Annotated in this window: 12 protein-coding genes and 1 pseudogene; 4 read left to right on the top strand and 9 right to left on the bottom strand. The window is 42.4% G+C overall.

All coding sequences use genetic code 11. The features are described 5' to 3' along the window. Nucleotides 1–364: 364 nt before the first annotated feature. Nucleotides 365–1,795, bottom strand: a complete 1,431-nt coding sequence (locus MKY42_RS32370; protein ID WP_339847743.1) for a PLP-dependent aminotransferase family protein — start codon at nt 1,793–1,795, stop codon at nt 365–367. 209 nt (nt 1,796–2,004) lie between these two features. On the opposite strand from MKY42_RS32370, the gene MKY42_RS32365 reads away from it, so the two are divergent. Beyond that, on the top strand, nt 2,005–2,553 hold the full coding sequence (locus MKY42_RS32365; RefSeq protein WP_339847740.1) for a pyridoxamine 5'-phosphate oxidase family protein: 549 nt from the start codon (nt 2,005–2,007) through the stop codon (nt 2,551–2,553). Nucleotides 2,554–2,789: 236 nt separating this feature from the next. Here MKY42_RS32365 and MKY42_RS32360 read toward each other — a convergent pair whose 3' ends face one another. Together MKY42_RS32360 and MKY42_RS32355 are read right to left on the bottom strand one after the other, a co-directional pair. Then, the gene (locus MKY42_RS32360; protein ID WP_339847737.1) at nt 2,790–3,359 is read right to left on the bottom strand and encodes a DUF4062 domain-containing protein; all 570 of its coding nucleotides are present in this window, start codon (nt 3,357–3,359) and stop codon (nt 2,790–2,792) included. Nucleotides 3,360–3,565: 206 nt separating this feature from the next. Next, the gene (locus MKY42_RS32355; protein WP_339847735.1) at nt 3,566–5,590 is read right to left on the bottom strand and encodes a right-handed parallel beta-helix repeat-containing protein; all 2,025 of its coding nucleotides are present in this window, start codon (nt 5,588–5,590) and stop codon (nt 3,566–3,568) included. A gap of 273 nt (nt 5,591–5,863) precedes the next feature. Between MKY42_RS32355 and MKY42_RS32350 the strand changes: the two genes are divergently transcribed. Beyond that, nucleotides 5,864–6,949, top strand: coding sequence for a 5-methyltetrahydropteroyltriglutamate--homocysteine S-methyltransferase (locus MKY42_RS32350; protein WP_090902739.1), 1,086 nt, complete (start codon nt 5,864–5,866; stop codon nt 6,947–6,949). Nucleotides 6,950–7,057: 108 nt separating this feature from the next. Here the strand turns inward: MKY42_RS32350 and MKY42_RS32345 are convergent, their stop codons facing one another. Together MKY42_RS32345 and MKY42_RS32340 are read right to left on the bottom strand one after the other, a co-directional pair. Continuing rightward, a complete protein-coding gene (locus MKY42_RS32345; RefSeq protein WP_090902740.1) occupies nt 7,058–7,510 on the bottom strand; it encodes a HEAT repeat domain-containing protein in 453 nt (150 codons plus the stop codon). A 140-nt stretch (nt 7,511–7,650) separates the two neighbouring features. Further along, a complete protein-coding gene (locus MKY42_RS32340) occupies nt 7,651–8,670 on the bottom strand; it encodes a zinc-binding alcohol dehydrogenase family protein (RefSeq protein ID WP_256222288.1) in 1,020 nt (339 codons plus the stop codon). A gap of 140 nt (nt 8,671–8,810) precedes the next feature. Here MKY42_RS32340 and MKY42_RS32335 point away from each other — a divergent pair. After that, nucleotides 8,811–9,015: pseudogene (locus MKY42_RS32335) on the top strand (LytTR family transcriptional regulator); the annotation flags it as partial. 25 nt (nt 9,016–9,040) lie between these two features. On the opposite strand, the gene MKY42_RS32330 reads toward MKY42_RS32335, so the two are convergent. Continuing rightward, complete coding sequence (locus tag MKY42_RS32330) at nt 9,041–9,430, bottom strand: helix-turn-helix domain-containing protein (RefSeq protein WP_090902743.1); 390 nt, start codon at nt 9,428–9,430, stop codon at nt 9,041–9,043. A 147-nt stretch (nt 9,431–9,577) separates the two neighbouring features. On the opposite strand from MKY42_RS32330, the gene MKY42_RS32325 reads away from it, so the two are divergent. Beyond that, entirely contained in the window at nt 9,578–10,096 is a 519-nt protein-coding gene (locus tag MKY42_RS32325) for a DJ-1/PfpI family protein (protein WP_090902745.1), read from the top strand. Between the two features lie 126 nt (nt 10,097–10,222). Here the strand turns inward: MKY42_RS32325 and MKY42_RS32320 are convergent, their stop codons facing one another. From MKY42_RS32320 to MKY42_RS32310, 3 genes are all read right to left on the bottom strand, one after another. After that, on the bottom strand, nt 10,223–11,197 hold the full coding sequence (locus MKY42_RS32320; RefSeq protein ID WP_339847730.1) for a YndJ family transporter: 975 nt from the start codon (nt 11,195–11,197) through the stop codon (nt 10,223–10,225). An 80-nt stretch (nt 11,198–11,277) separates the two neighbouring features. Next, entirely contained in the window at nt 11,278–11,823 is a 546-nt protein-coding gene (locus MKY42_RS32315; protein ID WP_339847728.1) for a DUF6199 family natural product biosynthesis protein, read from the bottom strand. A gap of 158 nt (nt 11,824–11,981) precedes the next feature. Further along, nucleotides 11,982–12,608: a hypothetical protein gene (locus MKY42_RS32310; RefSeq protein WP_090902751.1), complete on the bottom strand. Its 627-nt coding sequence runs from the start codon at nt 12,606–12,608 to the stop codon at nt 11,982–11,984. Nucleotides 12,609–12,681: the final 73 nt, after the last annotated feature.

The raw sequence follows: 12,681 nt of genomic DNA, 5'->3' as shown, positions 1-12,681 counted from the left end.
AGCAATTCTTCACAGCGCTAATCGACGGCATCCTGCTGCCTGCCCTCAAAAACCCGCAAAGGCAGGCAGGATCACAGCCCTGGAACCGGGTATAAAGGATTGGCGGTTAAGCGCTTCGGCTAATGATTCGCCGATAGACCCGTTAGACTGAACCGAACTGTTGACACACCCCCCCTCAATCGATTGAGGGGGGGATGATACCCAGAAAAAGAAGGTACCGGACAAACTTGTTTTTTATATCATTGTTTGCCTATGGTTTACATGCTTAGCGATAATCTCCCCATTGAAGGCGAAATTCTTGACAACGGATATGGTTGCAACCATTTGTCTCTTTTGCTTTCTCCTCAATTCCCACATGATGACCCTATAGGATCAACTCCGCAAGACGATGAACCCCCTGCTCAATCGATGCTTCATCTACTTTTGCAAACCCCAACACCCATCCTTTTCGTTTGCTTTCCAAACAATAAGGTCGAAGAGGGTATACACGTATTTCCTTTTGAAGAGCTAACTTAGTTACAGTGTCTTCGTCGTATGACTCTTCAGCTTCAAGGAGCATATGCAATCCCGTTTCTACCCCACTTAGTGTGAAACGCTCTCCCAAACCACTTGCCACTATAGCTTTTGTCATGGCTTCATGTCTTCGTCGGTACACATTTCTGACTCTTCTCATATGGCGCATAAAATGCCCATTCTGGATGAAGTGGGTTAGAGTCAACTGGTCCATAATCGGAAGATGGCGGTAAATCAGCTCCTGTACCCTGGCTAGTTGAGCAATGGCCTCCACAGAGCCAACGATAGCCGAAATACGAATGCCTGGAGCAATCATTTTAGAAAAACTCATGAGGTACAAGGTATTATTAGGTGCCTGGCTAAACAGCGTTGGAAGTGGTTCGCCGCGATATCGAAATTCACTATCATAATCGTCCTCAATAATCCAGAATTGTTCTTGAGCAGCCTTATGTAACAATTGTTGCCTACGCGGCTCCGACATAACGACTCCGACCGCGCACTGGTGTGAAGGGGTTGTAAAGATCAGTTTGGATTGCGGGTGAATATGCTCAACCACTAGACCATACTTATCCACGGGAACGGGCACCACATTCATACGCCGGTATTTCATCGCCATCCAGGCAGCTGGAAAACCGGGATCTTCTACAGAGACAGTGTCTCCGTCAGCTAAAAGCGATTGTGCGATTAAGTCAATGCTATGCTGAGCTCCTGAGGTCAACAGAATCTGATTGGTTTGGATATGGATGCCTCGTTCAAGTGATAAATAACGCTGAATCTGCTCACGTAATGGTGTGAAACCACAGGGATTACCGTAAGACCAGTTGGATAAATCCATTGCAGCGGATGCGTGCAGAAGCGATTGTCGCCAGTTCTTTTGAAATTGTCCGTCTACATAGGGTTCATGGGGACTAAAATCAATATCCACGTCAGGATGTTCTTGGCCTTCGAACCAGTCGTGTAATTGATCGACAGCCGAGTTCAACAAAGGAAGTGAGGGGGGAATGGGGCCATCTGCTATTATTTCCTTTGTTGATTCAGTGACTTGTTGCCATTTACTAACCCGCGTCCCTCCTCGGCGAGATGTAACCGTATAGCCTCGACTTAGCAATTCCTCATAGACGATCTGTATTGTTGAGCGAGAGACACCTACCATATGAGCAAGTTCGCGGGAAGGAATCAGCAATTCCCCTGGCGCCCAGATCCCGCTCATAATATTATGAATCGCTTGATCAAGCAATTGCTGCCAGATTGGTCTCTTGTCATTACGATTCACTTTCATCATCGTATACACCTCCAGATAGAAGTTCCAATTATAAATGCTCATTATGGATTGCTTATAACCTATATCTTTGGATGTTTTAATGCAATCCATTCACTGATATACTACCGTAATAACCCTGATATTTGCAATCTAGTCGTAGCTGCACTCTAGAAGAGTATCGGGGTTTAGAGTGGGATGAGTGTGTTATGAGTGAAAGGAGAGGTTTAGAAATGAATTCGGTTCGTTACAAGATCAGGGAATGCCGGGATAAAGAGAAAATTGAATGTTTCCTTCATCAGGCGAGAATTGGGTATCTTGGGTTGGTTGATGGGACCCTGCCCTATGTTGTACCGCTTAATTATGTGTGGGCTGAGGAGAAGCTCTATTTTCACGGGGCTGGAGATGGAAGGCGTAATCATGTCATGAGTGAAAATCCAGAGGTATGTTTTACGGTATGTGAGGAATATGGGACCATCACTGACCCGGTACCTGCCAAAACGGATACGGCTTATATGAGCGTAATGGTATTTGGGCAAGCAGAGCCAATCACTGATTTGGATGAAGCCACCCATGTACTTCAGGAAATGATCAATAAATACGTACCTGGCTATTATAACCGCCCCTTGTCGAAGCAGCATGTGGACAAGTATAGGTCGGCCGTGTTCGGCGGACCGGTTCAAGTGTACCGTGTTATTCCGCACCATATGACGGCAAAAGAAAGCCCAATTGAAGCAGAAAAAATGTATAGAACGGTTATGAATGGCGGACGAGGGATTTAACGACAAGATACCGTTACGACTTGCGTTAAGCTAACGTGTGCGGTAGTTCAATGAAAAGTGAACACGTAAGAGGTCACCTGGGCATAGCATTCTGGCTATGGAAAAGAAAGAATCTTCGCTATGGGGTAAAGAACAAAGTGCGACCTCAAATGATAGGTGAGGATTACCAGGAGCTTCGATTATTTAAAAAAATTGAAAAAGACGATAGCTGGGAGCTGTCGCCTTTAGACCAACTTTCATTTCATTTTCTCCAACTCCGCCTTTAATCTTGCATTCTCTTCCAACAGCTTTTGGACGTCCGGGACATTCTTGCCAGAAAGCCAGCCATACAAATCCTCTCTTGCTGCATACTCCGGCAATTGATCATGAAGTACCATTTTAATGTGCCGTACATCTTCAACATAATAGATAGGGATTTGTTCCATGACGGATTGCTTAAATTCTTGAAACTTCTGATAGTATTCAATTGCTGCGAAGTCGTATGGCTTTTGTCTTAATGCTTCATCTGTGACAACAAAAGCAAATCTAGGTTTGCCCGCTTCTCCGGCATACTCATACTCCCAATGGGTATAGCTCTTGGATTCATCTTCAGGAAGTGTTAAACCATAGAACCCTCCGAGAATCAGGACATATACATCGGACTCGTCGATCCATCTCTTCCTAATTTTCATTGGACTTTCCTTGAAAAATTGCTCGATTCCCGCAGGGATATGACCAGCTTGAAGTACGGCTTCAACAGCGGTATGTCTTTCCTCAATAAGATCGTAGTAAGTAGACGATATGTAAATTTGTAGTTTTTTTCTCATAGGCCCACCCCATTTAAAGAATGAATATAATTAGAATCTAGCACTCTCTCACTTTATTTGTCAAAATGAACTGGGGTTGAAATGGCCGAAGGTTTTGGTTTCTTCTTTGTCACTGGGGAGTTCGTCTTTAAGTGTTGGAATCATTGATTGATATGAGTCAGGATAAAGATCCAATCATTTAGAATGACTGGATCCTCAATCATAAATTAAATTTCAAAATCAATCGTACCCTTTTCGGTTAATTCAAAGGGACCAGGTGTGACAACTGCATCGGGTCTCTTTGTTCCGAAAAAGTCGGAGTCAAAATGATATGGGCTGCTGTCCGGCTCCTCAAACTTCATGTTGGCATGATAAGTCTTTCCAAGCAGATCCGTGGTAACTAACATTGCAGAGGTTCCCCGAAGCAATTCGGGATCATGGATCTGAATGTGCACTTTGCCTAGTGCAGGATTCATCTCAATTTTTACGCCCTTCTGTGCAACTATCTTCGCTTGGGATTCGTGACGACTTGGAACCGCATCGTTAAGAAATACATTGCCACCCATAGCCACCGGAAGAACGGCATTGCCTATAAAGAGATCCTTCGCGGCATCGCCAAGCTCCATAAGCTCCTCTTTGGTGTATTCCCACCATTTCTTATCTTTCACATCTGGATGTTGATCGTAGCCGCCAAGTCCCACAGCATGCAGATAGCATATGGAATTGTCCGGAACCCCGTCCATGACCGTCTTCCCGTCCTCTCCAACTTCATCCCTTGGTTTAAGTGGAAGATGCTCAAAAAAGGTGATGGGCACAGGTTCCTTATTAGGATCATTGTCACCAATAAATATATTGTTGTAGTACCTGTCATCGCCCCCAGTGATATTGGAGTATCCGGCCATGGCCGTCTCGTGAGGGAAGTGATATGGCGTAATACGAGTAATTTCAGAACGGACTACAAATCGGCCTGCAAACAAATTATGAGCAAATGCCCCGCCCTGAGCCATATTTCTGAAATTCATCGGAGAGAGAAATAGATTGTGATCGACCATATACGGACCATGGCAAACCTCAACGAAGAGATCTTCCGAAAGGTTGTCAAAAAATACATTACGGCTGATGCGAGTGCCCTGTGCCTGCCAGTCCAGCCAAAGCGCACGGTAACAGCTATACATTATATTTTCGCTAATTTGAGTATCCAGTGAAGCATGCAGTTTAATTCCGGCTACTTCGGCACCATGTCTGAGTCGTTTGTGGTGAATATTATAAATACGGTTCTGATAAATGTGGCTGAAGGCTGCTCCCATATGACCCACAATACCTGCCTGTTCGCAATCATGAATCACATTACCTCGAACAATGTGACTGCCGACGCGATCTTTATGCCAGCCGGAGCGTAATGCTCGTAAAATAACCTCCTGCTCGCGTTGAGTGCCGCCTTTACTATGCTTCTCCAAAGACTTGGTGTGCCCTGTGCCGATTTCGGTACCCAGGCTAATACCAACGCATTTGGATTCACTGATGATATTGTTTTCAATAATCCAGCCCTTGCTCCAGTGAGGTCCAATCAATCCTTCCTGGTAGTCTGTAGGTGGCGCCCATTGGGGGGAGGCTTGACGAAGAGTAAAACCGCTTACGGTGATGTAGTTAATTCCCGGTTTCTCAGGCCAGAAGCAATAAGGACGTACATTAATTTCTACATTTTCCGTACGAGGGTCTTTTCCACCAAAGTTGGCCCAGATTTTGGTTGTTGTAGAACCAACCTCGGCATACCATTTTAACAATGAATCTTTGGGATACTTGGCTTCGGACCAAATTCCAGGGTTGTTAACGCTTTCAATGCTATCGCATTCATACAATGATTTGCCATCCAAATAGACATCGCCGAGATGAATCGGGAAGGGCCCGTCAAACAACCAGTCTCCACTGAGTTCAACTTCAAAGGGATTGCGAACAGAAAAGATGGAATTGAGTACTTCTGTACGCCAAACATCGTCTCCTTCAGACTTCCAGTTGGTAACCCGTTCAGCTCCTGTAATGACGACTTCGCCGTCTCCTGCGGATCGATAGACGATTCTATGCTCCGCTGTTCCTCCATTAGCCGGGTTAACCCATTCCCTGTATATTCCCGCACGAACAATAACTGTATCACCAGCCATGGCATGAGCCGCAGCGCGTGATATGGTACGAAGGGGTTGATCCGCTGTTCCTTTTCCTTGATCATTCCCATGTATGGATACATGATATTCCATAACAACTCTCCTTCTATTTTAAAATGTTTGTTGTATCCAGTTATTATACTAGAAAATAAATATAATGGGAGAGATAGGAAGGTGAATGTTAGGCTAAATTGATACTGATATAAGGTAAACCACATCCACTACCCTATGAGGTTGTGTTTTTTGCTTTTGGGGTCTTTTAGCTATTGTTAAAAGCTATGACCAGTCATGCATTTTTCATATAACATGCTATCATTCCAATCATGCTATACTCAGTGAACCAAAAAGCTAGAAGGAGAAATAGTTATGATACCATTTCGTAATGATCATGTAGGTAGCTTTCTACGTCCTGCAAATTTAAGTCAGGCACGTGAACAATATAAATCAGGCAATATCACATATGAGGAATTAAGAGCTGTGGAAGATAAAGAGATTATTCGAATTATTGAAAAGCAAAAGGAAAATGGCGTATTGGCCGTTACCGATGGTGAATTCCGCAGAAGCTGGTGGCATTTTGATTTTCTGGATGGCTTGGATGGCGTAGAGTTATATGAGCAAATAGATGGACCAAAATTCCATAACATGCAAACTCGCAAGGGTGGGATTCGTGTTGTTGGTAAAGTTGATTTCTCGAGTCATCCCTTTGTTGAGGATTTTGTGTTTTTGAAAAAGCATGCAGGTGACGCAGTGGTGAAACAGACCATTCCAAGTCCCAACATGCTTCTATATCGGTTGGAAAATGGTGCCAATACCTATACGGATCGGGAGCAATTCCTTCAGGATACGATTGCGGCGTATCAAAAAGCCATTCAAGCCTTCTATGATGCGGGATGTCGATACCTGCAATTGGATGATACCGCTTGGGCAGATCTATTCTCAGAAGCTGGTCACGATAAGCTGCGTGCTAAAGGTCTGGAACCGGCGGAAGAGTTGAAAACGATGCAGCGAATGATTAATGAATCCTTGGCTCATAAACCGGCAGATTTAGTTGTGACGATGCATATTTGTCGTGGTAACTATAAATCGAACTATTTCTCAACGGGTGGTTACGAGTACGCTTCTGAAGTTATTTTTGGAGGCTTAAACGTAGATGGATTATTCTTAGAGTTTGATGATGAGCGCTCAGGTGGTTTCGAGCCATTACAATATGTGAATCGAAAAGATTTGAAAATCGTACTTGGTTTACTCACATCGAAATCAGGCGAGTTAGAGGATAAAGAACAAATTAAGGCTCGGATTGCAGAGGCGGCAACCTATGTATCACTTGAGCAACTTTGTTTGAGCCCACAATGTGGTTTTTCGTCTACAGAAGAAGGCAATATTTTAACGGAAGAACAACAATGGCGTAAACTTCGTTATGTAAAGGAAATTGCAGAAGAAGTTTGGAATTAATCCATACGCTCTAACTTTTTTCTGGTGGAAATCAAAATAATAAGAAATAAAGAAGCCACTCCATTTTTTGGAGTGGCTTTGTACTCAGCTATTATACGGTAACGGCGGCTATCTTCTACCTAGTGTCTCCCAAATTCCATGGAGCCAGGAGTCGAACTCAGCATCTTTGTCGCCCTCGTAAGTATCATAGATATCCAGACGTGTCTTTTGCAGTTTTTCCTTAAATTGCTCAAATGTGTGACCTTCGGGAAGGCTTTTTTTAATCCGCAGCAAAATTTTGTTAAGACCTTTAAACAAATCGCCTTTGTTTTTGGCAGGCATTTGTACATCTTCATCCATCTGCTTAAGCTTAAGATATGCGGCTTCGCGCACTTGAAACACTTGATCATTTTTCAAAACATAATGTAGTAACTGTATGGTAGGGGCTGTATCCCAGTTTCCCAATTCGTTCACTGCATTCAGTCGGTCTCTCCAGCTTGCCGACCGATTAGCCGCTCGTTTGAGCTCTTCAAAGTTTTCCGGTAGTTCGTTAATTGCTCCAATATCATGGTTGTTCGTCAAAGTTCAATCTCCTTAATCATCGCCATCTCGGCAGAATGATGAATGTTAATCAGGTAAACACCATTATACCACGAACCTGGCTAAACTACTTCATTTAAGCCGATTGGTTAATCAAAAACCCGAAAGATGCAACCAGGTTTTTAAATAAAACCTTCCAGTACAATTTTACCAATCGTCCTATTGCTCTCCAAAAATTTGTGGGCTTGCCGGAGATTCTCTGCTGAGATGGGTCCAAGGACCTGGGCCAGTGTTGTCTTTAATTTTTGGTTATCCACAGCATCAGCAATACGATTAAGCAATAAATGCTGCTCAATCATATCATCTGTTTCGTAAACAGCGCGAGTAAACATAAACTCCCACACGAAGGTGACGCTTTTTTGCTTAAGCAATGTGAGGTCCAGCGGAGAGGTCGGATCATCAATTGCGCATACAACCCCTTGCGGAGAAATAGCTTCACTAATACCAGTCCAGTGTTTTTCCAAAGCATTCAGGCAAAAAATATACGGAACGCTTGTAAATCCAATTGATTGAAGTTGTGGAAGGAGTGGCTCATGGTGATTAATGGTATAGTCCGCGCCCATTGATTTAACCCAGCTAACCGTCTCCGATCGGGAAGCAGTCCCGATTACAGTAAGCCCCGCTTGTTTTGAAAGCTGAGTGGCAATGGAACCTACACCCCCGGCTGCACCAATAATCAGCAGAGCCTTTCCTTTGTTGAAACCCGGATCTTGGGAAATAGACATTCGGGTAAATAATGCTTCCCAGGCTGTAATGGAGGTTAGGGGAAGAGCTGCGGCTTCCACAAAACTTAAGGAAACAGGTTTGCGCCCAACGATTCGTTCATCGACCAGATGGTATTCACTGTTTCCGCCTTGTCGTGCAATACTGCCAGCATAAAAAACTTCATCTCCCGGACGAAACAATGAACAGTCTGGCCCTGTCTCTTCGACGACTCCTGCCACATCCCAACCTAGAATTTTAGGAACTTCCTCAACTTTTTCCTTAGGCGCTCGTACCTTTGTATCAACAGGATTGATCGATATAGCTGTAACTTTGACCAAAATGTCACGACCTGTTGCTTTTGGTTTTTCAACAACTATGTCCACCAGGCTTTGGGGATTGTCAATTGGAAGGTAACGAGTTAATCCTACCGCCTTCATTGTAGTCACGATGAACCACATCCTTTCCTTATTAGTATGCCCTTTAATTAGTACTATATTGACATGATCACTATTAGACTTAAGGTCTTAAGCATAAGTGAATTTTAGTTTAATATAGAGGTGAATGAAGTGTTAGTAGTATAGAAGATATCACCTTAAGTTCACTGCTAGAGTTCATTAGTAATTTTCGGATGAAATTTCGATTGCTGTTCTAATATAAAAGAATATATTCACTATTGGACAAGTAGCCAAATTGATTTGAAAAGTAGCGCCCGAGATCCTGTAAAGGAAGGAACGATTGCTCATAAAGCAAGGGTAACGAAGCAAAAGGTCTCAGAGTGTATTCAAGAAGCTGTCGAAGAGTAAGGGATTATTTGTTTGATTCCGGTATATCCATTTCTTTTATGATTTCTGCTATCCGATTTTTTCCCCATTCATACATCATTTCAACGATAGGAAGTAAAGTCATCCCCAATTCAGTCATGGAATATTCCACTTTGGGTGGAACTTCTGGATAAACCTCGCGATGAACTATTCCATCTTCCATCAGTTCTCTTAATTGATTCGTTAATATTTTATGAGATATTTTTGGAAAAAGCCTTTGGAGATCACTGAATCGATACGGTCCTTCTACACCTAAATGCCATAAAATAACAATTTTCCATTTACCACTTAGAATGGATAAGGTAAGTTCTTTTTCACAATTATAATCACCATTTATGATCTTTTCTTTAACTTCATCTCTAAACGTATCTGGCATAAGCTCTTACCTCCCTACTCGTATCAATTGTAACCTGTAGGTAACCTTCTTACACAAAAGTGCATACTTCACAGTGAAGAAAACAAGCAGTAGACTAAAATAGTCGTCTGACCGACAATCTTTTTCACTAATTAGGAGGAACTACAAATGAGTAAAAAAGCACTCTTTATTATACCACCAGAACGTTTCAATGAGGATGAATTATCTCAACCAAAAGCCGAATTGGAAAGCAACGGAATTGATGTGACCATTGCAAGTACAAAAACAGGTGAAATCATAGGGGATTATGAAGGCAAAGCAACTGCTGAGGTCATTTTCTCTGACGTTATTGCTTCTGATTATGATGTTGTATCAGTGATTGGTGGATCTGGTACGAACGATCATCTATGGGGGAATCAAGAATTACAAGATTACTTGAAACAAGCGTATACTGATAAAGTTCTGGTAACAGGAATTTGTGCAGGTGCGGTTACTGTAGCTAAAACCGGTTTACTTACCGGAAGAGAGGCTACTTGCTATCCAGTAGATGTACAAAAAGACCAATTAAAAGCGAATAAAGTAACATATGTTGAAAAACATGTTGTTGCTCATGAAGATATTATCACTGGCGATGGTCCGGATGGCGCTAAAGAATTTGGAGAAGCTTTAGTAAAAGCATTAAGCTAATTCTACATTTCCTCCTTGAATTTTTATATAATCAAAAGCCTACGGGATTCATTCCGTAGGCTTTTGGCGATTCAAAATCAACCTGAGTATGATCTAGCTAATCTATCACCTCGTGAAGGAAATCCGCTAGAGCCCCGATTGGTTAGCCTTTTCCTTAATGAAGTCTAGCATGAACACCCAACCAATCAGTCCGCATAAGACAAAACCAAACGCATGCAGAGATCCATAGATGGGAATAAAATCGAGTATGGTTAAGGAGTACATATTTTTCAGTAACGGATAGAAGATGGAAATAACAACAACCGTGTAAAAGGCTAGGCAAGAAAGGCCTAAGAAGAAGGCTGCCTTAATATCCAAAGCATTTTTCCTCAAGTAAGCAAGGAGATAAGCGGTGTATACCACAATATTGCAGGCGAATAAACTAACACCAATGTACTCTATCGGCTTGGAGAAAATCATACCAATAGCAATCAAGATGGGTCCGATGATATCGATGGCAACAACCCAGGGATACCAGCTTTTCTTCGTCATGATGCGCCCCAGTGCACCAATAAAAATTGGAACGATAGCAGATGAGAAATGGAAGTGGAGCGAGCTTAACGCATGCGTTGCAGGATTAGCCTGGAAGAGGTTTACTTGATATTGATATAAGGTAAACCAAATGCCCCCGACAAAAAAATAAACGAGCCCCGCTCCAATCGCTACTTCCGCTGCTTTTCCTTTAGAGATCACAATCGTGGTCAAGCCATAGATGCCAAGCAGTAGGGTGAACAGTAGCCATCCAAGGGACAGAATCCCTGGGATTGCCGTACTTTCTAACCCCCACATCTTACTACTCATTACCGAGGCCAGGGTAAAAAGCGCAGCGGGAAATTGAAGCCATTTCATAGCAGCATATATCATTCGTTGATGTTTATTCTTTTCGTCATGGTTCAAAAGTAAAATCACAAGAGGTACAATGACGAAAGCCGCAAACAGTAGAAATTTCTCAACAAGTTCGAATTGAAAGTAATCAAGATAAAATATCAGAATGGTTATGATTCCACCGGGAAACACTGGTGCTAATAATGATTTCATTAGTTGCTTCAAGGAACTATTCATGGGGTTTCCTTTCTAACTACGTTTATCGTAATAACTGCCTGCATCCAGTTGAGCAGCGTTCTTTAGTATCAATGACAATACTAATCACTATAATTTGTTTGAAACCAATTTTTTAACTCTTCACTCATTATCTTATACTCCATCTCGGGAGCCTTCGAATGCAATTCGATTCCTCCAGATGGTCCGAAAATAACGATGTCTAGGCTCGTTTCATCTGTAAATGTAATTTTCCCAGCATTGTTCGATCCAACAACATCACCTGCATCAAAAGGTCTAAGTTCTGCATCTTGTATCATTTGGATAACCGTATTTTTTTCTTCCTCGCTTAATATGGTGGGATTAATCATGCCGATACTGATTTCTTTTACTTGCCCTGTATCAAGTTTTTCTTTAAATTGTTCTGCCCATTTGCTGTCCGCTCCGCTTCCTGTGGAGCAACTTGAAACGATTAGTATAAAACCGACAATCACTAAGACAATACCTGAAATCCGTCCAGCATTTAATGCTAAGTCACTTGGCTCCGCATCTTTAAAGTTCCATCCCAGTCGTAAATACCAAGCAAAGTAAGGCCAAATCGCCATAATTAATCCTATTATTAAGACTAAAACACCTATAATTCCTGTCAAACTATCACATCCTGTATATGTTAATTAGTCTATTTAATACGAAAAATACTCGTTAAAGTTCCTTGTATGTAAATATCCCTCGCTACATGTAAGTAATCTATCAACTTCCTTGGGGAAACAAAAAAAGAGCCGCACATCATGCGGCTCTCGATCTAAATTTAGCGCCCGCCCGTATTGGAAGCCCAAACAGGAATCCAACTGTTAGGATAATAGTCATTGGTCAGGGTTGTGTTATAGAGAACTAAATTCCCATCACTTTGCATGACCAGTGTATCACCTGTTGTGTTAGCCGGTAAGCTGCTCCCGTGATGACCTGGAATCCATGAGGTGGTATTGGGAGACCAAGCAGCTATCTGTACAGAAGTATCAATCATCAAAACTTTATCCCATCCCCAACCAGTGTAATATTCGAATTTACCTGTAGCCGGGTTGAAACCATAACGATAACCATATTGGTAAACATCTTGATATTTCATGCCATATTTATAGATGACAGGTTTCCCGTATTGTGGTTCAAATTTGAACGAAAGAGCCCCACTGTTACTGGTACCGCTACTCCAAAGAGAAGAACCATTCTGATAGATAACGAAATTCCCGTCATTCTGCCAAATGGCTGAGAACCTGCCATCTTGGGAGGTGAGATAGTCACCCTTGGCCATACTTTGGCCGATCGTGAGCTTATCTCCAATATAGCCAGCAGAAGCAGTTGCTGGTACGGCAAATGCAAGAATCAACAAGCAAGCCATAAGAATTCGAAAAGATCTGGGGAAAAGTTGTCTGTTCATTGGACACGCTCCTATGTTCTTTATAATGGTTTAACGCTAGCCCCAATTGGTGGAAGACGGGAACGAAGATCTA

It is taken from the genome of Paenibacillus sp. FSL W7-1088, assembly GCF_037969855.1.
In the GTDB taxonomy this organism is placed as follows: domain Bacteria; phylum Bacillota; class Bacilli; order Paenibacillales; family Paenibacillaceae; genus Paenibacillus.
This window is presented reverse-complemented; position numbering and strand designations above follow the sequence as displayed.